15 protein-coding genes and 3 pseudogenes are annotated in these 21,174 nt (G+C 57.1%); 9 read left to right on the forward strand and 9 right to left on the reverse strand.

All coding sequences use genetic code 11. From position 1 onward, the window contains the following. Positions 1 to 44: 44 nt before the first annotated feature. Complete coding sequence (locus tag FH08_RS0110210) at positions 45 to 1,031, reverse strand: aldo/keto reductase (protein WP_031358222.1); 987 nt, start codon at positions 1,029 to 1,031, stop codon at positions 45 to 47. A 126-nt stretch (positions 1,032 to 1,157) separates the two neighbouring features. Further along, positions 1,158 to 2,258, reverse strand: coding sequence for an alkene reductase (locus FH08_RS0110215; protein WP_031358223.1), 1,101 nt, complete (start codon positions 2,256 to 2,258; stop codon positions 1,158 to 1,160). Here FH08_RS0110215 and FH08_RS0110220 point away from each other — a divergent pair. From FH08_RS0110220 to FH08_RS52510, 5 genes are all read left to right on the forward strand, one after another. Next, positions 2,257 to 2,478, forward strand: a complete 222-nt coding sequence (locus FH08_RS0110220) for a hypothetical protein (RefSeq protein ID WP_031358224.1) — start codon at positions 2,257 to 2,259, stop codon at positions 2,476 to 2,478. The genes FH08_RS0110215 and FH08_RS0110220 overlap by 2 nt on opposite strands. Before the next feature lie 354 nt (positions 2,479 to 2,832). Beyond that, on the forward strand, positions 2,833 to 3,735 hold the full coding sequence (locus tag FH08_RS0110225) for a LysR family transcriptional regulator (protein ID WP_235210326.1): 903 nt from the start codon (positions 2,833 to 2,835) through the stop codon (positions 3,733 to 3,735). Positions 3,736 to 3,877: 142 nt separating this feature from the next. Next, on the forward strand, positions 3,878 to 4,570 hold the full coding sequence (locus tag FH08_RS0110230) for a dienelactone hydrolase family protein (protein WP_031358226.1): 693 nt from the start codon (positions 3,878 to 3,880) through the stop codon (positions 4,568 to 4,570). Positions 4,571 to 5,079: 509 nt separating this feature from the next. Further along, positions 5,080 to 5,550 (forward strand): hypothetical protein, encoded by a 471-nt coding sequence (locus tag FH08_RS0110235; RefSeq protein WP_031358227.1) that lies wholly within the window; start codon positions 5,080 to 5,082, stop codon positions 5,548 to 5,550. Further along, on the forward strand, positions 5,547 to 5,708 hold the full coding sequence (locus FH08_RS52510; RefSeq protein ID WP_160172452.1) for a hypothetical protein: 162 nt from the start codon (positions 5,547 to 5,549) through the stop codon (positions 5,706 to 5,708). The genes FH08_RS0110235 and FH08_RS52510 overlap by 4 nt, the downstream gene beginning before the upstream one ends. Positions 5,709 to 5,717: 9 nt before the next feature. On the opposite strand, the pseudogene FH08_RS0110245 reads toward FH08_RS52510, so the two are convergent. From FH08_RS0110245 to FH08_RS0110255, 3 genes and pseudogenes are all read right to left on the reverse strand, one after another. Beyond that, a pseudogene (locus FH08_RS0110245) lies at positions 5,718 to 6,254 on the reverse strand (IS30 family transposase); the annotation flags it as partial. Positions 6,255 to 6,359: 105 nt separating this feature from the next. Continuing rightward, a pseudogene (locus FH08_RS0110250) lies at positions 6,360 to 6,617 on the reverse strand (IS6 family transposase); the annotation flags it as partial. 239 nt (positions 6,618 to 6,856) lie between these two features. Continuing rightward, the gene (locus FH08_RS0110255) at positions 6,857 to 8,761 is read right to left on the reverse strand and encodes a tannase/feruloyl esterase family alpha/beta hydrolase (protein ID WP_160172453.1); all 1,905 of its coding nucleotides are present in this window, start codon (positions 8,759 to 8,761) and stop codon (positions 6,857 to 6,859) included. A 1,142-nt stretch (positions 8,762 to 9,903) separates the two neighbouring features. Here FH08_RS0110255 and FH08_RS0110265 point away from each other — a divergent pair. The 3 genes from FH08_RS0110265 to FH08_RS0110275 all read left to right on the forward strand — a co-directional run bounded on the left by FH08_RS0110265 (position 9,904) and on the right by FH08_RS0110275 (position 14,078). Continuing rightward, complete coding sequence (locus tag FH08_RS0110265) at positions 9,904 to 11,208, forward strand: SGNH/GDSL hydrolase family protein (RefSeq protein ID WP_051888077.1); 1,305 nt, start codon at positions 9,904 to 9,906, stop codon at positions 11,206 to 11,208. Positions 11,209 to 12,198: 990 nt separating this feature from the next. Then, positions 12,199 to 12,459, forward strand: coding sequence for a hypothetical protein (locus tag FH08_RS49400; protein ID WP_051888081.1), 261 nt, complete (start codon positions 12,199 to 12,201; stop codon positions 12,457 to 12,459). Between the two features lie 713 nt (positions 12,460 to 13,172). Beyond that, a complete protein-coding gene (locus FH08_RS0110275; protein ID WP_051888083.1) occupies positions 13,173 to 14,078 on the forward strand; it encodes a phytanoyl-CoA dioxygenase family protein in 906 nt (301 codons plus the stop codon). 264 nt (positions 14,079 to 14,342) lie between these two features. On the opposite strand, the pseudogene FH08_RS48325 reads toward FH08_RS0110275, so the two are convergent. After that, positions 14,343 to 14,979 (reverse strand): annotated as a pseudogene (locus FH08_RS48325) (IS6 family transposase); the annotation flags it as partial. A 280-nt stretch (positions 14,980 to 15,259) separates the two neighbouring features. Beyond that, positions 15,260 to 17,047, reverse strand: a complete 1,788-nt coding sequence (gene dld / locus FH08_RS0110285; RefSeq protein ID WP_051888085.1) for a D-lactate dehydrogenase — start codon at positions 17,045 to 17,047, stop codon at positions 15,260 to 15,262. A gap of 155 nt (positions 17,048 to 17,202) precedes the next feature. Here dld and FH08_RS0110290 point away from each other — a divergent pair, with 155 nt between their 5' ends. Beyond that, a complete protein-coding gene (locus FH08_RS0110290; RefSeq protein WP_031358235.1) occupies positions 17,203 to 18,102 on the forward strand; it encodes a LysR family transcriptional regulator in 900 nt (299 codons plus the stop codon). Between the two features lie 668 nt (positions 18,103 to 18,770). Here the strand turns inward: FH08_RS0110290 and FH08_RS0110295 are convergent. Both FH08_RS0110295 and FH08_RS48330 read right to left on the reverse strand, forming a co-directional pair. Beyond that, complete coding sequence (locus tag FH08_RS0110295) at positions 18,771 to 20,096, reverse strand: aspartate aminotransferase family protein (RefSeq protein ID WP_031358236.1); 1,326 nt, start codon at positions 20,094 to 20,096, stop codon at positions 18,771 to 18,773. A gap of 87 nt (positions 20,097 to 20,183) precedes the next feature. After that, the gene (locus FH08_RS48330; protein WP_200878725.1) at positions 20,184 to 21,014 is read right to left on the reverse strand and encodes an alpha/beta hydrolase; all 831 of its coding nucleotides are present in this window, start codon (positions 21,012 to 21,014) and stop codon (positions 20,184 to 20,186) included. Positions 21,015 to 21,174: the final 160 nt, after the last annotated feature.

Raw genomic sequence — 21,174 nt, forward strand, 5'->3', positions numbered from 1 at the left:
CTCGGACCAACATCTCTTAGGGAGGAAGATCCTAAACACCCTTTCTATTTGGCCGCCAAGTGTTTGAATTGAGCGGGGTAGCGGTCCCCTGTGATTGCTCCCAGTGCAAAGGTCCGATCGAGATCATCGAGATCTTCTTTGCTAAGCGTCACATCAAAGGCCTTCAGATTTTCCGCCAAACGTGCGCGACGGCTCATTCCGACGAGCGGCACAATGTCTTCGCCCCTAGATAGCACCCATGCTATTGCCAATTGCGTTGTCGTACAGTTTTTCCGGTGCGCCATGGACTCAAGCAACGAAGCCTTTTCCAGGTTCTTCGGAAGGTTCTCCTGATCGAATTTCGGAAACTGGCGACGAAAGTCGTTTGCCGGAATGTTATTTGTAACTGAACCAGTAAGAAGCCCTTGACCGACCACCCCATAAGCCACCAGCCCGATGTCAAGCTCCCTTACGGTAGGCAGGATTTCCTCCTCGATGAAACGTGTTCCAAGGGAATACTCGATTTCAAGAGCAGTCACGGGATGCACCTTGTGGGCACGCCGAATATTTTCAACGCCTGTTTCGGACAAACCCAGGTATCGAACTTTTCCTTCCTTGATAAGATCGGCGATAGCCCCAACCGTTTCCTCAATCGGCACGTCCGGGTCGATGCGAGCAGGCTGGTAAATGTCGATGACATCTACGCCGAGTCGCTGAAGGGAGTAAGCCGCGAAGTTCTTCACGGCGTTTGGCCGAACATCAATGCCCAACACTTGCCCGGAAGGAGCACGAAGAGCGCCAAATTTCACGCTGATAAGCGCTTGGTCTCTCCGACCTTTAATCGCTTTACCGACGAGAAGCTCGTTGTGTCCCATTCCGTAGAAGTCGCCTGTGTTCAAGAAATTGATTCCTGTGTCCAAGGCAGCTTGAATGGTAGCGATACCTTCCTCATCGGCGCCTGATTTCGGACCCGCTAAACTCGACATCCGCATGCAGCCGAGACCCATCGCGGAAACACGGGGACCATCTTTACCAAGCGTTCTCATTTCCATAGCTATCTTCCTTTCCGATTTGCAGACTAGCTCGCCGCTGCGCTACAGGTTGTCGTGCGTTCAGGGCCGCCTTGATAAAAGCGGCCGGATTGGCTTCCGACACTTCAGCGTTTGCCGGTAGTCGCCTCAGGGAGCGGCGGGGTAGTCGACATATCCCTGCGGTCCACCCTGGTAGTAAGTCTCCACGGATGAGGATGCGAGCGGCAGGCCCTCGCGGAGGCGTCGCACGAAATCGGGATTGCCGATGAACGGTTTGGCAAAGGAAACCAGATCGGCCTGTTTGTCTTCGATCGCCTTATTGGCGGAGGCACCATCAAAGCCGAAGTTCGCGATCAAGGTGCCGTTGTAGCGGGCGCGGTAGTAGCCGATCGTGTCCTGCAAGGCGGCGATGGGCGTGCCCGACAAGTCGTCCAGCGTTCTACCGACCTGAAGGTGAGAGAGTGGAAGTTCATTGAGACGGTCAACAAGATAGTCGTAGGTTTCGATCGTCTTGTCGGTCAGTCCGAGGCCACCCATTGCGAGCGCCGGGCTGATCTTGATGCCGACACGCCCTGGTCCCCAGACCGCGATCAGCGCGTCGAGAACCTCCAGGACGATCCGCGTTCGGTTCTCCGCGCTGCCACCATAAGCGTCTTCGCGGATATTCAGCGTGCTGTTGAGGAATTCAGGCAGGAGATACGTGGTTGCCGCATGCAGTTCCACGCCATCGAAGCCGGCCTCCCTGGCATTCTTCGCAGCTGCGCCATAGTCGGCGATGGTCGAGCCGATTTCTTCAAGCGACATGGCACGCGGCGTCACCGTGTCCTTGAACCCTCCAGGTGTGAATGCTTTCAGGCCGGGGTTCACTGCGGACGGGGCGACTGGTAGCTCGCCGTCGAAAAAGTCGGGATGCGAAATCGCCCCGGAATGAGCAATCTGCGCGAAAATTGTCCCGCCTTCGGAGTGCACGGCAGAGGTGACGGGCCGCCAGCCCTCGATCTGGCGTTCGGTAAAGAGGCCTGGAGCGTTGATGAATCCGATTGCTTGCGGGCTGATCCAAGTGCCTTCGGTGAGGATGAGGCCGGCCGCCGCCCGTTGGCGATAGTATTCGACGTGAAGTTCTGTGGGGGCGAGTTCGGCATTGCGCGCGCGGCCGCGCGTCATAGACGCCATCACCACACGGTTTTTGAGTTGAAGTTCGCCGAGCGCGTAGGGAGTGAAGAGAAGCGCTTGGTTAGAAGAGGTCATGGCTGATACTCCGGAAAAATGGCTTTGCTTCTTGGAGGCTCTCACCGCATCAGGCTGGCAAGAGGCCGGTAGCTCGAACGGCACGCAGGTCACGACTGCGACGCAGATCATTCCGGTCGGTCGCGAGAGTGAACGCAGTGCACGGGTCTTCAACCTGCAACCTCGCGTGAAGGTCGCGCGTAACACAGCGCAGACGCCGGCCACGGGCGGCGTCCGTTGATGGCTGGTGCCAAAGCGCGGCGATCACAGCGCACACGTACATCGCGGCGGTTTCGAAGTTGTTCCTCGGTGCGAGCACCGAGCGTCCGACAAACCCGTCATTGCTCACCGCTTTCGACTGGTCGCTCATCACCCGTTTAGTGCCATGGCGATCAGGGTCCAGACATCCCGGGCGATGGCTGATATCCACACCCCGCCGGCAATGGCCGGAGCGGTAAGCGTGCTGGATCCTTCATTCGTGTTCGGCATGTCGGGGGTAACTCGAAACAATTATTGGTTTATTCAGAAATTCGCGGTAGTCTGAAAAAATGACTTTGATAAATGCGATTTCTGAATGAATGACAGGTTCTTCTCGTTGCAACTGTTCGCCCGCGTCGCGAGGAGCGGGAGTTTTTCCGTTGCTGGGCGCGAGATGGGCATTTCGCAGCCTACGGCGTCACGGATCGTGGCCGCCCTCGAAACGCAAGTCGGCGTCGCGCTCCTCGTTCGAACGACTCGAGCCGTGACACTCACCGAGGCAGGCTCCGACTATCTGTCTCGTATTGAGTCCATCCTGGCGGCTCTCGAAGAGGCCGATCACGCCGCTCGCGGAACCGGTGAGCTGCGCGGCCTACTGCGCGTCGCCACATCCTCCGGCTTTGCAATACGTGGTGTCCTGCCGCGTCTGGCGCGTTTCACCGATCTGCACGCCGGTCTGCGCATGGAATTCGTCCTCAATGATGATCGGCAAGATCTTGTCGGCGAATCGGTCGACGTCGCTGTCCGCATTGGCGTTCTTAGCGATTCCACGGCCATTGCCCGCAAAATCGGAACGGTGCACCGTGTCGTCGTTGCAGCACCCTCTTACCTGGCCACGGCCGGAACTCCGTCGGCCCCGCGCGATCTTGCGGACCACTCGACCATCGTCAGCCCTGCCGGCCGAGTCATAGAGGGATGGGCGTTTCAGCGTGACGGAATGACCCGCTCTGTGCGCGTCGAGGGCCGCTTTATCCTGAACGGCACCGACGCAGCCGTCGCGGCGGCTGTCGCCGGGCTCGGCATTCTTTCGACGGGAGATCTCAGTGTGATCAACGAACTGGAAACGGGCCGATTGGTGCGCGTGCTGCCCGATTGGGAGATGGGATCGGCGGACATCAATGTCGTGCTTCCGGCGGGCCGAGCCGCGAAGCCGTCCGCCCGCGCATTCTCGGATTACATGGCGGCCGAGTTTCGGGATTTGCGAACCGCCAGTAGCGGCGCAGAACGCATCGACAGTTAAAGGCAACTGTCTAAACTGTTCGGCTTTGCCGAATCATTCATTCAGGAACTGTATTTGTGAAAGTCATTCGTTGGGCCTACCGGATGAAGACTGATTGAGACATCCTGAGTCCGATTATTATCTCGCTCATCAGGAATTCAACGTGGCTACTCAATGGATCGACATCCCGTCCGGCAACGACAGTTTCGGCGGCTACCTTTCACTGCCCAGGCACGGTAGCGGGCCTGCCGTCATCATCATCCAGGAAATCTTCGGCGTGAACGGGCACATCCGCGCGGTCTGCGATCAGTACGCTGCCGCCGGCTACGTCGCGCTCGCACCCGATGTATTCTGGCGTACGCAGCCGCGTGTCGAGCTGACCTATGAAGGCACTGACGTCAAAACAGCTCTCGAGTTGGCACAAGAGACCGACGTCGACCTCGCGGTCGCCGACATCGCAGCCACGGCAGATCTGCTACGCACGCTTCCGGAAGTCTCGGGCAAGGTCGCCGCGGTCGGCTTTTGCATGGGCGGCCTCTTTTCGTATCTGGTTGCGTCGACCGGCAAGGTCGACGCGGCCGTAGCATATTACGGCGGCGGCATCCAGGGCCGTCTCGATGCCGCGAGCAAGATCACCGAGCCGATCCTGTTCCACTACGGGGAGAACGATCACGCCATCCCTCTACCGGCAGTCGAGGTTGTGAAGAGCGCGTTCGCAGGCCGCCATAACGCGTCGTTTTACCTCTATTCCGGCGCTGAGCACGGATTCAGCTGTACGGACCGCGCGTCATACAACCAGCGAGCGGCCGCGCTCGCGCACGGCCGCTCGCTGACGTTCCTCGCGGAGCACCTGTAATTCGTAAGCGGACAGGGTGACCGGTGCTGTGTCGGTCTTCAGATTGCCCTCGGGCTTTGCGAGGACGTCGACATCGCGTGCCCCGAAAGCGCGTCGGCGCTTCGCTCGCGAAGCTCGCATCTGTGACGATCCAGAGGCTTGGTCGATAGCACATATTGCGCTGCGTGGACCCGATGGTTTTGCTACCCATTCGGCTCACAGGTGCGCTACGCAGTCTCGATCGGCTAACTACTTAGATGCGCATAGGTGCGAATAGCCATAAGGGAATGGACTACCCAGTTGGCGGTTCCTCGGTCCAGGATGTCCCGGCCGGCCGGCCAGCCCGTGAGCTATCCGGTTGCGCGGGTTGAGTCCATTGGCGTCTGTGTATAAGGACTCGGGCCAACAGCCCAACTGGCCGATAGCGCCGACTCAACTAAGCCCCCCGAAGCCGCCCTGCCCCGACGCTACTCGGCGAACGTTGCCGCGATAGCGTTGCCGTGATAACCCTGGTTTATCAAGAGTAGTGGATGGCCCACAGCTCCCTTTGGGCCACACTTCAAGAGGTGAGCAAGATGCCCGCGAACGGTATGGTGGACGGGAGCAGTGACGGGAGCGCCGCAGAACTACGGGATGCCGCGAAGGTTATTGCGGAAGCGCTTTCCCGGCTCGGAAGCAACTTTGATCCAGCCAGCCACGACGACCTTGATCGTGTGGTCCAGTACATGTCGGACCTGATGGCCAACGATCGAGCGATGTACGACGAGCTTGTTACTGCTCTAATAAGAACGGAAGATCTCCGCCCAAAAAGCGTGAGCGGGTTTTCTGTGGGGCACTTGCCCCGCGGAAAGCCGAGGCGCGCGAAACCTTTTGCTCCGGTGCGAATCTATGCCGAGCGCACGCCGGCTGACGAATTCTTGATGGAGGATGCGCCCAGCCAGGGACGTCTCCTCAATGCCCTTGACACCGTCGCGCGTGCAAAAGGAATCGCGAAACGATGACGTGGTCCCAACTGCTTGGAATCATGGTGCTCGTGCTGCTGGTCAATGCTGCCAGCATAGTGGGAATAGTCCTGAGCTTCGCGCTCGTGATGCGCTATTTGGGACCGCTGACGGTGTGGAACGAGATTTCCCCGTGGGAGACTACAGGCTGGACATGATAACGGGCGTTATCGCCGCAACGAGTTCACGCTATGTTTCCCCGAAGGAGCATCGACTAACAACAGCACACTCGCGCGAGTAATTTTAGTATGTATCACTAATTCCAAGGTTGCAGCGAAGACCTCGAATGGCGAATGGAATGCGTGAGTGGCGCTCGGCCGGCTGTTCAGGCTGTCGGCGATCGCGTCGAGTTCGTCCTGACTGTGGACCGATAGGTCCGTGCCTTTAGGCAAATACTGACGCAGCAACCCGTTGGTGTTTTCGCAAGTACCGCGTTGCCAGGGACTGTGCGTGTCGCAGAAGTACACGTTCAGGCCGGCCGCGGCGGTGAGTTCCTGATGGCGCGACATTTCTTTGCCCTGGTCGTAGGTAAAGCTTTGCCGTAACGGCGCGACAATCGAATTGAGTTTGGCGGAAAAGCCCGCTAGCGCTGACGCGGCGGTGGCGTCTTCCATCTTGGCGAGCAGCACCAGGCGGCTGGTCCGTTCGACCAGAACGCCGACGGAGGATTGGTTGTTGGCACCCTTGATGAAGTCGCCTTCCCAGGGCACGCCCCGGTACTGCAACATCAACTCCACCGGGTTTTGCATTCCAAACATGCTCAAGCAACTTCACCCCCGTGCGGCCGGGATGTGTTGACTGGGCGTACGGTACGTCTCGTCAACCCGCCACGACCGTCCCGCAGGTGTTGCGAAATGGTTCCAGCGCTTGACGAACTCGGGCGTATAGCGCTGCACCCAACGCAGGATCGTCGTGTGAGCAAGCGACAACCCTCGTTCAGCCATCATCTCGACGAGATCGGGCAGGCTGAGCTTGTAGCGCAGATACCAGCGCACACAAAGAATGATCCCGTCACGGTCAAAGTGACGGCCGGCGAACAGCCCGTCCAGACTCTTCAGCTTTCTCATCGCCGGCTCTCAAATCGGTCAGGCCGATACTCTAACCGATTCGTTGATCGCTATTTGCACCACAGCCGAACGGGGCAAGGCATGGCCGCTGTGGGGCATATACCTGACGCTAAGACCTAAAAGTAGCCACCTTCATGTGCGTCTGTGAGGATCCCAATGGTCGCGCGGGCAACGTCGGCGATGCTTTACGACCGAACGGTGCTCACCACGCTCACAACGATGACGCATACACGCATGCGCTATAGACCGGCCCTTGCTCCGGATTTTCCGACTTTGAGTAGACCGGCGTCATTGTCTGGACACGACCACGACGCTGCGTCATTGACGTTGCCTCTCCCGTCATAGCGCGCCTTCTCAGGGAATGGGCAAAGAGGCATTGAGCGGACAACCGGCTTTGTCATATCGTCGTTGAGATACTTGGAGGCAATGATTATATTCGGAGGAACCCTCCCCTCAACCCATTTCTCCAGCGCAGACAGCATATCGTGGTCAGCATCAATCACCGGCGGTTGCATCGCCCATGGGACATTGTGATATAGCGTCATGAACGCGTTTGGCCCCGCGCCGCCCAGTCCGCAATGCCCGACATCCGGGGCCATGAATAACCGTACGTTATCCTGCAAGTCCTTGTAGCCACCGTTCAGTGTGGCCAATCGTTCGTAATACCGGACGGTGCTGTACGGGCTAATAACTCCGTCGCCGTAACCGTGCCACATAATCAGCTTTCGGTTTTGCGCAATGAAATTCGCAAGCAAGTATGGGTTGCTCGACGTCTCTTCTTGCAAAGAGAACTTGATGCGCTCGGCAACATCGAACGGCAGCACGCCAGCATACGAGCCGTTTCTGGGTTGGCCTGCCTGTATGTACTTCATGCCTAGAGTTGAAAGACTGGCATAAGCGGGGTCGCCCACATAGGTAAGGTTCCGAAGAACGCCATCGCTCACAGCCCACGCCCAGAAGTTTCCTCCTTTCGAAGGTGTCGGACCAAATGGATACGGTCCGACTGTGGTGTGGGGCTGGTAAGGGAATGCAGCCCAACTAGCAAGCCCCCATCCTCCGTGGTCAGGGCCGGATGTAACTGTCGCAAAGCCGGGTGCCACAACATGCCCTCCCGTATCCCTTACTTCGTTGAACATTGCGGTGACCGCATTGATTTGAGGAGCGGTGAGGCACCGACTACTACTGCCACCGCCAAGCACAGCGCACCGAGGAATGTCCTTTTGTGGATTGAAGTTGCATGCGGCGGGATTTTGCACGATGCCGTCGACAACGCCATCCGATGCGTCGCATTTGGCGACAAATGCTTTTGCCACCAAGTCAAACGCAGCCGCAGGCACTACAGAAGCTGCCGACTGGAACTGCGCAAGCTGTGTATTGATACCGCCAACAACGACGGCTGTGGCGTCAAGAAATGGCGCTCCCGCTACAAGGCCGTCGAAGTCTTCGGGGTAGAGAGTAGCCTCTCGCATTGCTTCCTTTCCGCCATCGGAACATCCAAGGAAATAGGACCGGTCTACCCCAACTGCCGCATAGAATCGGCTGGTGAACGTTTTACCCAGATCGGCAACAACGTGCACGCCGCGATGGAAGTAATCGAGCATCGAGTCCACGTCCGGCCTGCCAGGCCCCTTGACTGCCCAATCGGAATCCGTGCCAATAGGTTGGCCATTATCTGCATAGCCGGAATCGATATGGCCGTCGTCTGTCGTCCACACGGCATATCCTCTTCGGATGACCGACGGTGCGGGTGGACCATTGTCGAACACGTCGCCACATGTGCCTCCGCAACCTTCCATCAGGAACTTCTTGTTCCATGTCGTAGCAGACGGTAGCGCCGCACCGAAGTTTGCCGTTTTTCCCGTCTTCCAGTTGGTTACCATCGAACCGGTTACAACGCAGTATGCTGGTGCGTCATCTCCAAATGCATTCGCAGGGATATAAACCGCCCCCCCTTTGGTGTTTTTGAACAGCGAGGCAGCAGGGTTGACATTGGTGATGTCTTTGACGACGACCCCAGGAGGCGCGGCCGCCTGCATGACGTCGTGGGAACACTGCTCGACCAATGTATTTGAGGAAGCCGTTACAGCGAGCGTGGCCGTTGGCTCATCCGCGGAGCAGATCGGAGCGCGGAGCAGGTTCAACATCAATATCACCGCTGTTATCGCACCAGACGTCGGGCCGCGGTATCTCTTCGAAGCATTGCATTCCATGTTCTTCCTAGTATCAAGTATCAAACAATTGGCTCCGTTTCATTTTCTGCAGTAGGCGCTCGAAAACAGTGAGCTCTCCATCAAGGCGACTGAGGCCAAGCCGTCTTGCGGACTCGAATGGAGTGTCATGCGACAGGCCGTACTCGGTTGCCTAGGGAGGATGAAGCACCAGCTTTGTGCCTATAGAGTCCTCGGACTCGTGCGCAGGCCACCCGACCGTCGTTCGAAAATACCAGCGAACATTACCTCTGCGAATGTGGCGAACGGCCATGTCGACGCGGTAGATCGACAAATTGTCTATCGAGGTACATCCTCTGATTTCACGCTGCGCCAGCCACTTAGTCTTACTGCAGAAAAAGGGTTCTCGTCATTATCACGACGGTAACGAGGGTTATAGCGAGGGCCAATATGAGCAGGTGTCCCGCTGGAAACATTTCGCCGCCCCGGTGATTTACGACGCAATTTGGGCGAGCGAGGTCGCAAGCGGCGCTGTGACAAGTATGGGACGAAATTTTCACTTGTGATCTCTGCAGCAGTTGCAAGTGCCCACTTTTCTGAGCCGTAACGCTGGGCAAACGGTATGATCGTGCTCGCGATCAGGCCGCCCGATAGTCCGGCGCCTAGCGCGATCTGTGCGTTAGCCCAAGCCTTTCTCGCCTCAGACCTGATTGCAAACATGCTTTCGTAACAGTCGCTCGCTTTGCCAAGCTTTTCCAAAAAGAGTGCGATGTGTTTCCGCATCCGAATCAGAGAAGGTATATCCAAACCTTCCATCTCCAAAAAACTCAATCCTTAGAGTTGTCAAAAGGCAGCCGTCGCTTCGGGTTGTACCAGTGCACCAGACCTCAACGAACAGTTATTGCAAACAGGAATCCGTAATACGGGGTCTGTCGAGCAGTGGAACAGATAACCGACTTAAGGATTTTCGTTCGAATTAGGAAGCGTCCGCGACTCAACCCGACTACGCTGAGACTTGGCGATTGATGACCGCTTGGAACAAGTATTGACCGGCGAGAACCTGTCCAGCGGCGACACTTACCAGCTATCCTTCTCGCTGACGCTGACAGGAGAACGCAATGAATACGAGAGCATATCCAAGCGAGAAACGGATACGCCAATATACGGCGCGCATGCTGGTCGCCGCAATCCTTGCCGCTGGATCGCTCGCCGCGCATGCAGCTGACCCATCAGAAAAATGGGCGGCTAGCTGGTACACCGCGCAGGCCGACTACTTGGAGGGGATGCCGCCGACCTACCCTGCACCGGCAGTCAAAACACTGTCCAACCAGACCATACGCCAGATCGTGTATGTCTCCGCGGCCGGCAGCAAGGTTCGCCTGAAGCTGTCCAATCAGTTTGGCGACGCGCCTGTCACGTTTGACTCTGTCACGATCGCTGCCAACACCGGAAGCGCCGCCAGCATCGATGCCGCTAGTGTTCGTGCTGTCACCTTTAATGGTGCATCGTCCGTGACACTGGCGCCGGGTACCGACATCGCAAGCGATCCGGTCAATTTCGTGCCTAAGGCCAACTCCTCTGCCGCCATATCGATCTACGTGAAACATGCTGCGCCTATTCGTACTGTGCACAACCTGGCCATGCAGCGCAATTTCGTTGCCTTCGGGGACGTCACCAAGGTACCCGCGCCGGCATGGAGCGAGATCAACGACAACCCTGACGCGACCGATCCCGGTGGCTACACTGCCTGGATCACTGAACTTGACGTCTTGCGCAAGGATAGACCGAAGGTGGTGGTGGGATTCGGCGATTCGATTACAGACGGGTTTGGTTCTTCCCTTGACTCCAACTATCGCTGGCCGAATATCCTGTCGCGTATAGTGGCTGCTGATCGGGCCAGCTATGGGCCGATCAGTGTCGTCGATGCGGGTATTTCGGGAAATCGCTGGAAGACAGGCTGGCAGGGACCGAAAGGAGAAGCGCGCTTCGGGCGCGATGTCTTGAACGTGAGCGGAGTTACCCATGTCGTGATTCTGCTGGGTATCAATGACATCGGCTACGACCAATGGGTGCCTGAGCAAATCAAGGAAGCCGCCGATATTACTGCGGCGCTGCAGACGGCCGTAGACAAGGCCAAGTCCAGAGGATTAAGGGTCTTAGTCGGTACATTAACGCCATTCAAAGCGACGACGCTATATTACTCTGACACACGCGAGATCAAGCGCCTGGAAGTCAACGACTTTATCCGCAGCAGGCTCAAAGGTGTGGACGCCATCGTCGATTTCGACCAAGCGTTACGCGACCCCACAAGACCTTTGCAAATGCTGGCGGTGTACGACTCTGGCGACCATCTGCATCCCAACGATGCCGGCTATACAGTGATGGCCAAAACGGTCGCAGACGCGCTTAAGGACATGCGCTAGTGCGGTGTTGCTTTAGCTACTTCTTTATAAAAATTATTATATACATGCATCTCGATGTTCAAATTCAATCCCATCGAATGTGTCCGTCGTGACGGGGGAAGCTCAAGTTCACCCCCATCAGTCTTCCCACATCACCGCACGAACGGTTACTGATGCTTTTGCTGCAAGGTTTGCAGAAAAAACGTCACGGCGGCTACATTACTCAGTATTCCTAGACTACACACAGCGCGCAGCCGCACTTGCCAGTGAGGGTTCTCCAATGCCCCAGTGAAGTCATTGGCGGGTGTCGTCCGGTGTAGTTTCTCGAGTAAGGAGTGCGGTATCTTGCGAAAAAAGATCTGTCCGACACTCAGTCGCGCCGTTCCTTTTTATATAAAATCGGCTTGAATTGTTTCTTTGCGTGACAGTTGAAAGAGATGCGCGTACCTGGTCAGATCGACCTCCACACAAATCTGGTGAGTGCGGAACTGGGAAGTCGAATATCCGCGACGCACCTTCAAGTCGCCTGACAAATTCACAAACGTGAATTTCAGTCAAGGCCGACCATGCGAAGTACAACAAGCGTGTTGTTGTCCGCACGGCCAGCGCGTTCTACTCAAAGATCAAAGCCGTTCCAGTGCAACGCCGGAGATGAGCCATGGGCTATCAGGGACAACATCCGGTACAACTCGTCCCTTTTGCACGGTTCTAGTACGTTCAGGAATGCGCGGGCCTTGCGACTCGGCTTCGGATTCTTCGATCCCTGAAGCAAGAAGCTCGGATAGCTGCTAGTGGAAGTTTCCGGCTGGGTGCGCAAGCGCTCTAGAAGGAGTAAACCGTATGGCTTAATCATATGTGGACGCAGGGCGTTGAGCAGCGCCCCCCCGTTCGCCAAACGCGCCCTCGGGTCGCTCGTCCAGAAGCGATAGTCGAACTCTACCTGGCCTGCGTCATGCAGATACATGTCAATGCCCCAATAGGTTCGATGGCGTGAAAGAAAGTCGCCGAAGTATGCTGTTTTCCGAAGCGTTTTTGATCGACTATGGCTTCGACGAGCGTTGGATCCCGGCGCCCGCAAAGCAGTGGCGAGATCGGATCAACCGACCGAAAGTGCTCTTCGTTGGCGACAGCCATACTGGATTCCCCTCCCCATTGAAAGGCTTGTTCGAACCGACCCGTCTGGAGATCCCGTACCGTGTCAATGAAGTCTACATGGATCAGGGACGCGAGCTTTTTCACTACCACCGGACGTTCCCCAAGGCTCAAGGGTGAGGGCTTACTGAGTAATCCGATGAAATCCTGTAAGAGGCGGAGGTGCACAGTAGTCAATTGCATGGGCAAGTGTGCTTGGTATTGCTGGGCCTTACCGTGAGCAGAAGCGACCTTGGTGCCTCTAATGCTGCGATAGGACCGAGTGCTTTCTGCTGCAGGGGCTGTCAATAATTGGTAAGCGACCCGCTTGCAGCACTGACCTCCTGTTGCTCAAGAGCAATTGTCGTAGGGAATTCTTGATATTTGTGTAGGAGTTTTCTAGCGGAATGCTGGTGGGGGTGCTCTGATTAGTTTTGAAGGACGATCTACGGCTTAAATTCTCATGGTTTCGGATAGGCTCCGCCTTCGCTGTGATCACCGCACGCACATTTGGCCGCGCCGCACATGTTAGAGGCAGTTCATAGTACCTATAGTGTACTCAAGGCAATGAATCGCGCAGGCATTTTCCTTAGGACCCAAGGAACAGATGTATAAATTGACGTTTTCATTCTCTGATTAGGTCAAGTGGGAAATGCCTGGATCGCCCTAACCCCTCGCGACGGAAATCACGTAATAGTTTGGAACCAAACTCCGGAGAAGGCAGCGCCAAACGGGGCGGCCAGAGCGACGATCGACCTCCTCAGACGATGAGGTTTCGCCGCAACCCGCTCTTCGCCAGGACGGCTATACCTCGGTCAGCGATCGGCCTCCCTTTAACTTAATGTGAATGAATCATGTCCATCAACATTCCCAGCCTTCCCTCTACGGCCTCCGTCGATGACGCCGTGGCGGCGATCAAGGATGCCGGCGGCGTCATCATCGAGAACTTTCTTAGTGGAAGTCTTCTGCAAAAACTCAAGGTCGACTTGGACCGCATTCTTGCCGATACACCGACAGGTACAGACGCCGAGTTCGCCGGGACGAAGACACGCAGAGCCAGTGCGTTGTTCGCACGCACTAAGTACATGACCGACGTCGCGCTTCATCCCACGTTCAAAGGGGCAGCGGAGAGAATTCTGAAGAGCAAGTTGGTCTACGGATGGATGGGTAGCGAGCGCGTCGAGCAAGTACCAGATATTCGTATCGGGGTGACGCAGGTTATCCAGATCGGCCCAGGAGAGGGTGGTCAGCCGCTGCATCGAGACGATTTTGCATTCCTGTGGCAGCATACGCCGACCAGTGGCGAAGCTCGTGTTCAGGTCATGGTGGCCATCACCGACTTCACGGCGGACAATGGCGCAACACTGGTCATTCCAGGAAGTCACCGCTGGGACGACGAACGCATGCCGACACGGGAAGAAACCATTCCCGCCGAAATGAAAGCGGGTTCGGCACTGATCTGGGTCGGCTCGGTCTATCACGCCGGCGGTAGTAACAAGACCGACCAACCGCGCACCGGCCTAACGATGACGTTCGATTTGGCACAGGTGCGCCAAGAAGAGAACATGTACCTCGCACTGCCTGTGGAGGTGGTCAAGACCTTCTCCGAGGAAATGCAGAAACTCCTGGGTTGGTCATGGATTCCCTCCAGCAAAATGGGCTTTGTCGAAATTGGTGGAGAAATGCGCAGTCCGATCGAATTGCTCCAAGGCAAACAGGTTTCGGGTGTGCAACCGAGTCCGCTACTGACGCTCAATTGAACAGGCCCACACCGATCGATCGAATCGAGAATCGCCTCGTCTGTCGCTTCCCAGGTTTTGTCTCTGTAAGACGCGGGGAGGAAATGCTCTCGCTATGAGAAGTAGTGCTTTTCTTGCCAAGCTATAGAAGCGATCAGCGGCAGACGGATGAATTCTGCGAGAGCACTTCATTTTTCCTTTGGCGATCATATGGCATTGTCCCGTTGAAGGAGGTGCGACGCGCCAACGCAAAACTGCGACAGCTTTTCAGAGAGCAGAGGGCCCTCGGGTGAGTTCCGGATCGCGAAAGCCACGCATGCGGCGCTCGCGTTCACGGGTAGGTTGACGACTAGTTTCGGCCCGGTAATTCAGTCGAGCGCTGCCCCTGACGGAGACATGCTTGACGTGTTTGAGTTGGGGGATCTCGGCCTTTGCCGCTGGATAGCTACGCAGTTGATCGGTCACGATCTTGCGCGGTGCCTCGGGACAGGAGGCCTGCACGCGCTTGAAAAACCGCTTGGCTGCAGCATTATCGCGACACTTTTGAAGCAGAATATCAAGCTTGACGTCGTGCTGATTGAACGCTTGCCACGCCGCGAACGAAGTCCACTTGAGGGACAGCAGATGCAGCTCGTCGCGCAGTGTCACAAAGATCTCGTCCAGATGCCATGTGGTGCCGGGCTTGAGACGCGCAGCCCTGACGCGATGCGCGAAGCCCTCACCAAATTTATCGCGCCGACGCTGGACCGTCTCATCCCTACTGGACTTCCTTCGGGGCGTAGCGGACGATCACCCCACGCTCGAACAGCAACTCTTCAATGTCGCGCAGACTCAACTGAAACCGAAAGTACCACCGAACAGCACACTTGATGGCCGGCGCGGGAAACCGATGACCGTGATAAAGCGATTCGGGATTCTTCATCAGACCATTCTATGCGTCCATCCCAACATCCTGAAAAAGCCCTCAACGCGAGCAATCCAATCGCCATAGCTGTTCAAGGATCGGGGCCGTGCCAGACCATCCCGCAGTTTCCTCCCTGGAGGCTTGTTGGACGCCTGCCAGCCGGCGGCCGGCGCACTCGCATACCTGATCCTCAGGACAGACATCTAACAATCCTGATCGAAGGAGACTTTCAATGAATATCAAGGGGCGTTCGTTCCGATCAGAACCGGCCCTCGCGCACGGCGCGATGCCTGTCTCCTTAGCAAGATTTTGCCGTTCCAGTTGAAGCAATAGACGGCAGCTGAACCGCCGCTTCCCGGTACTTCGCGAACTTCGACATCTGTCCGATCCCCGGGTTGAAACAGTTGCAAGGGTCGAGCTTTTGATAGAACGCGGCGAGCTGGGGTTTCGCGTGGTACAGATGACCAACGTTATGTTCCGCCGGATATTCGGCACCTCGGCAGTCTAGCAGCGTCCACATCTTGTGTTCAACGTCGAGGCAGTCGTTGCCCTTCTTGACGATGTAATCCTGGTGGAACACATGGCACAGGAAGTGGCCGTAATACAGCTTGATGGAGATCGTCTCTTCAACGTCAGGCGGCAACGTCTCGATCCAATCGCGATCGTTGCGGCGCAGTGCAATGTCGAGCGCGACGATGTTCTCCACTTCCCGGGTATGCACGGCGCGATAGCGAACCGCGGCGCCTGCGGTCGCGAAGCGGTGCAGAAACGCTTTCCTGCCTTCTTCGTCGGTGCACTCGAAATAGCCGCCCGTCGCGCGTTCGCTTTCGAAATAGCTTGAGAGGAAGGCACGCGTTTCTTCGACACTTTCTGCCGTCACCTTCAGCATCAGGTGATGTTCATACTTGTCACGGTACTGTTTCATGCGCGGCGGCAGATGGCTTGGAAACAGCCGGCTCGCAGCCTGCATGACGCGGTCGGTGAAATGCGAAGGGAAAAACCCTAGGCGATCGAACAGCGCATCGAAACGGCTTTTTAGTGCGAACAGCGCGGGCAACCGGGACGTGCCAAGGCAGTTGATTGCGAGGAAGGTATCTTTGCCGTACTCCTCAGCAATGTCGAAGGCGTCGCGATGAAGGTATTCGCCCGAGATCGGCAGATAATCGAAGTCGTTCAACGCGTGACGGCGGATCGCAGTGAGTTCATCGGGCCGGTTCGTGCCAATATAAAAAACCTTCGCGTTCTGCTCGATCGGAAACGTGTCGAGCCGTACCGCGAATACCATCACCTTGCCGGCCGAGCCTGACGCTTCATGGAGGCGCTGTGGATCGGCGTTGAAGCGCGCCGGTGTATCCGCATCGATCTCGCGCACGTGAGTCGCGTAGCCGTGGTCCGATCCAGCGCCGGCGTCGTGCCGGACATCGGCATCCGAGAACTCGCCGCGTTCAAGCCGCCCAAGGATGTCATCCGGTGCTTCTCCGAGCTCGACTCCCAGATGGTTGACGAGGCTCAGTCTGCCTGTCGCGTCGACCTGCGCGAATACCGCCATCTCCGTATATGCCGGGCCGCGATGCACCAGTGCACCGCCCGAGTTGTTGCAGACACCGCCGAATACTGACGCGCCTATACAGCTTGAGCCAATCACCGAATGCGGCTCGCGGCCAAGGGGCTTCAGCATTCTTTCCAGCTGGTCGAGCGTGGCCCCCGGAAGGCAGACGACCTGCTTGCCGTCGTTGATCACGTACACCTTTTTCATGCGGCTCGTGCTGACGATCACGATGGCGCGATCATAGTGGTCGCCATCGGGTGTCGAGCCGCCCGTGAGGCCCGTGTTCGACGCCTGCGTGATGACAATCACATTGGCCGCGATGCACGCCTGCAGCACATTCCATTGTTCGACGATCGTGCCGGGGCATACCACCGCGAGCGCCTTGCCCGCGCCAAAACGAAAACCCGTGCGGTAGCGGCGGGTCGCGTCGTCATCCGTCAAGGTGTGCTTCTCGCCGACGATGTTGCGCAAAGCCGCAATCAACGTGTGTGCCGCGTCGGCCGGGAGCGTGGCTAGGGGTGCGCGCGTTGTTGACATCGAATTCTCCTGAGGAAAAATTGAGCGTGACGCGCAGCGGCTTCGTCCAGCCGCTTTGCCTGCGGCCGCTGAGCGCATCAAGTTGAAGCAAAGGTTAAAATCAGGCCGATCATTAGTCCAATATCTTGAAGCTGCTTTTTGGAGACGAAAAAGATATGGAATTTCGTCAGTTGCGCTACTTCCTTGCCGTCGCCGAGCACCTGCATTTCACCGATGCCGCAGCGCATCTGGGAATCGCCCAGCCGCCCTTGAGCCAGCAGATCCTGAAGCTCGAGCGAGAGATCGGCACGCAGCTCTTTGTCAGGCATCCGCGCCGCGTGGAATTGACCGAGGCGGGACGGCTCTTTCGTGAGAGCGCACGGCGCATTGTCGAGGACGCGCAGCAGGCGTTCGTCGAAGTACAGAACGCGGGACGCGGGGAGACGGGACGGCTATCGCTCGGTTTCGCGGGCTCCACGGTCTTTCATCCCATGGTCGCGACAACGATGCAGAAGTATCGGCATGCATATGAGCACGTCGCGATTAGTTGTGAGGAAAGCAATAGCTCGCTGCTGCTCGACCGGGTCGCCGAGCGGCAACTTGACGCCGCTCTGGTGCGCATGCCGTTGAACTGCCGGGATCTGATCGTCGAACCGCTAGTCGATGAGGACATGCTGGCGGTGCTGCCGGCGAACCATCGCTTGAGCCGGCGACGGCGCGTCGACCTGGCAAACCTTGCGGACGATCCGTTCATCCTCTTTCCGCGGCCGATCGGCCCGGATCTATACGACTCGATCATCAGTGCATGCCGCGAAGCTGGCTTCGCGCCGTCGATCGGCATGGAGTCGCCACAGATATCATCGGCGGCGAATCTCGTCGCGGCGGGATTCGGCGTTGCCGTGGTGCCCGCGTCGATCCGGCAGATCCAGGTTGAAGGCGTGTCGTATCACGAACTGCAAAGCAAGCCGCTTTCGACCGGTATCGCGTTGATTCATCGGCAACGCGAAAAGTCGCCGACGGTGCTCAACTTTGTCAGGATTTTGCGCCAGCAGCGAGCGGCCACACGCACAGTGTGATGGTTTCGTGGAGATGGTGAGACCGAAGTGGAACACTGCGACGACATCCCAACTCAAGCATGGACCAGTGGTTCGAAGGATGCGTGCGCTTTCGTGATTTTTCCGTTTGACGCCGTCAGAGCGATGCCGGCTCCGACAAATTTCTTTCTCAAGGGCCTTGCCCCTGCGCTCGCCGGCGCGTGCCTCATACGTCTGTCTGTTGTCGCCTATACGTCAGTTCCCTCGACAGACTGATTTATGCAACAACGCCATCGCAAGATGACAAAGGAATGACTGGGACGAGCCGTGTAAATCGAGAGGTTTGCGCGCAATTATATGGACAATTGGCGGTGAAATGCAACCGGCCGATCCGCCTGAAAGCCTACTGTTCAAGGCCCAATTTCGTTTGAATCCCTTGCCAATAGGGCTTTCGGTCATTCACCGCATCCAGAATTCTGGACTTTAACCGATCGGGATTCACCCATCCAGAAATCCACGCCTACTGAGGTGCCCATACAAATTCAGCACCGACCTAGAACTAGCAACCGGCTGCTTGTCGTAGCGAAAGGCCTTACGCATCGCTGAATTCAGACGTCAGGACAATAGAAAGCGCACAAGCGGCATCTATTGCTGCGCGGCTGACCTTCTAGATACCGCGCAGTTTTTTATGACCTTGTGCTCGTAGCTGGTCAGACCTCGATCATCGCCTGTTTCGCCGCTCGCTCAGTCGCGGCAATAAAACCATCAACATCTTCCTCGGTCATGACAGTCGACAAGAATGCCTTGCCCGTCTTGGCGATGTGGTAGCCCTCAAGCACCAGATTTCGTTGCAGCTTGGTCACCCACTTCATTTCCTCCTTGCTCGAATAACCGGATCGGTAGTCGTGAATCTCGCGCTGATGACCAAATACCATGAACATCGATGAAAAGCCGGTGACCTGACCCGGGAAGCTGGCATTAGCAAACGCCTGGGTCACACCGGCGCGCAAATGGTCCCCCAGCACATCCATGCGATCGGACTCGGCCTGGGTGTACAAGTCCAGAGCGATCTTGCCTGCAGTCATGGTAATCGGGTTAGCGGTGAAGGTACCGCTCCACGGCAGTAGCGGCTTGCCCTCACGGTGATCGAACACTTGCATGAACTTACGCAAACCTGCCACGGCCCCCACAGGAAAGCCACCGCCGATGATTTTTGCGAGCACGGTAAGATCGGGTTTGATATTGAAACGCGTCTGCGCCCCGCCGCTGTGTACGCGGAAGGTGATGACCTCATCGAGAACAAACACTGCGCCAATTTCAGTTGATACACGACGGATCATTTCGATAAAGGCTTGCGACACCGGGACAAAACCGAAGTAACTCGGCGCTGGATCGATAAGGATCGCAGCAATGGAATCGCGGTTCGCCAGGATGATCCGCTCTGCCGCTTCGACGTTGTTGAACGGGATCACCACGACGTCGTTCTTGACGCCTTCGGGCGTACCGTTCGAATACCCGACGGACTTGGGGTCATCACCCCAGTTTTCCGGCGAAGAGTCCAGGCTGACTTCGGCATAATCGTAGGAGCCATGATAGACGCCTTCGGCCTTGACGATTTTGGAGCGGCCGGTGATCGCGCGTGCAGCCTTGATCGCGCACATCACCGCTTCGGAGCCGGAGTTGGAGAATCGGATCCACTCGAAGCCTTCGGCGCGTGCACAAATGGTCTCCGCCAACGCCACCTCAGGCTCCGTCGGCAGGGTGAACGCAGTGCCCTTCGTGACCTGCTCTTGAATAGCCACGACGATCGCCGGGTGAGCATGGCCATGGATGAGCGAGGCGAAGTTGTTCAGCAGGTCCAGCCGGCGCGTTCCGTCGACGTCCGTGACATAAGCGCCAGAGCCGCTCCCGGCGTAGACGGGGAAAGGTTCTTGCCACGGCAGGATGCGGGTAATACCTCCCGGCATGACTTTGCTGGCGCGGTCGTACAGAGCTTTGGACTGGCTATGGGTTTCTGGCCATTTTGCAGCGGACATAGGTGTTTCCTTCAAAGAGCAGTAGGCTTGATCAGAGGTGGCGCTTGAACCATTCGACGGCCGCCGTGCTGGAGGCCTCGAACTGGCTCAGATGGGGATCGAAGTGCCCGCAGTCGAGTGGCACCAGACACTTGGGCTCCAACGCCCGCTCGTGGGACTTGAGCGCAACGTCCGGAACGGTGACGGTGTCTTTCTGCGCAACGATGATTTGAAGTGGCGTGGGGCTGATGCGGTCGATGGCGTGCCCGGGTTCGTACTCGTTGCGTAACTCGATGCTCTTCGGGGCCACGCGTTTGTGGCTGTCGACGAAGGGCTGTCGATGAAGTAGTCAAAACAGTCCTGACCTGGCAACGCGCGATCGGATTTTAGATCTTCGCTGACAACGTTCATCAGTAGCGGATGATCACCCACATGACGCGCAGCGCGATTAGCTTCAAATGCTTCGACGAGGCCACGCATCAAATCTTGTCGTGCCGTCATGCGTACATCCACCGAGCCACTAATGGCTGGCACCTGGGACGACACGCATTTGACGCGACGATCTGAGGCGGCGACCTGAAGCACATGACCGCAGCTGTAGCTGGCGTCCCCAGATACCGAACCGCAAGCCATCGATGGTGTCGAGCCTACTGACGTAGGTGATCGCGTTCCGATAATCACGAATTTGCAATAAGGGGCCAGCCTGCCCTGACGCAGGAGATCTTCGCTCGTGCCGAAATTCCTGTTGTCATAGACCATCACTGCGAAACCGTGCTTGGCGAAGAGTTCAACGTAACGATCAAGGTATTGCTCTTTGACTGCCGTAAAACCATGCGCCATGACAAAGGCAGGGCGGTGAGCAATTGCATCGCCCGAGAGATAGAGCCAGCCTTTCAAGGTCAGGCCATCGGTTGTCTTGAAGCTGATATCGCTGCGCATGAGCATCCTGTCGTGCCGTGGCTATGGCCTTTTCGCAGATTTTGAATGCTCGCCATTTTTACGCACAGGTTCGCGGTGGCCAAACTGCTGCGGTTGCCGGCCAACCGAACTACTGGCCGTGAACGTGCCGTTATTTAGCCTTTATCCACTTGTTACTTCT

Source organism: Caballeronia sordidicola (assembly GCF_000729995.1).
GTDB classification, from domain to species: Bacteria; Pseudomonadota; Gammaproteobacteria; order Burkholderiales; family Burkholderiaceae; genus Caballeronia; species Caballeronia sordidicola_A.

Excerpts from the sequence above, each read along its gene's own strand:
- dld (WP_051888085.1), bottom strand. The coding sequence starts at position 17,047 with ATGTCAACAACGCGCGCACCCCTAGCCACGCTCCCGGCCGACGCGGCA.
- FH08_RS0110210 (WP_031358222.1), bottom strand. The coding sequence starts at position 1,031 with ATGGAAATGAGAACGCTTGGTAAAGATGGTCCCCGTGTTTCCGCGATG.
- FH08_RS49400 (WP_051888081.1), top strand. The coding sequence starts at position 12,199 with ATGCTGTTTTCCGAAGCGTTTTTGATCGACTATGGCTTCGACGAGCGT.
- FH08_RS0110265 (WP_051888077.1), top strand. The coding sequence starts at position 9,904 with ATGAATACGAGAGCATATCCAAGCGAGAAACGGATACGCCAATATACG.
- FH08_RS0110275 (WP_051888083.1), top strand. The coding sequence starts at position 13,173 with ATGTCCATCAACATTCCCAGCCTTCCCTCTACGGCCTCCGTCGATGAC.
- FH08_RS52510 (WP_160172452.1), top strand. The coding sequence starts at position 5,547 with ATGACGTGGTCCCAACTGCTTGGAATCATGGTGCTCGTGCTGCTGGTC.
- FH08_RS0110215 (WP_031358223.1), bottom strand. The coding sequence starts at position 2,258 with ATGACCTCTTCTAACCAAGCGCTTCTCTTCACTCCCTACGCGCTCGGC.
- FH08_RS48330 (WP_200878725.1), bottom strand. The coding sequence starts at position 21,014 with ATGCGCAGCGATATCAGCTTCAAGACAACCGATGGCCTGACCTTGAAA.
- FH08_RS0110255 (WP_160172453.1), bottom strand. The coding sequence starts at position 8,761 with ATGTTGAACCTGCTCCGCGCTCCGATCTGCTCCGCGGATGAGCCAACG.
- FH08_RS0110295 (WP_031358236.1), bottom strand. The coding sequence starts at position 20,096 with ATGTCCGCTGCAAAATGGCCAGAAACCCATAGCCAGTCCAAAGCTCTG.
- FH08_RS0110290 (WP_031358235.1), top strand. The coding sequence starts at position 17,203 with ATGGAATTTCGTCAGTTGCGCTACTTCCTTGCCGTCGCCGAGCACCTG.
- FH08_RS0110220 (WP_031358224.1), top strand. The coding sequence starts at position 2,257 with ATGGCTGATACTCCGGAAAAATGGCTTTGCTTCTTGGAGGCTCTCACC.
- FH08_RS0110235 (WP_031358227.1), top strand. The coding sequence starts at position 5,080 with ATGGCCCACAGCTCCCTTTGGGCCACACTTCAAGAGGTGAGCAAGATG.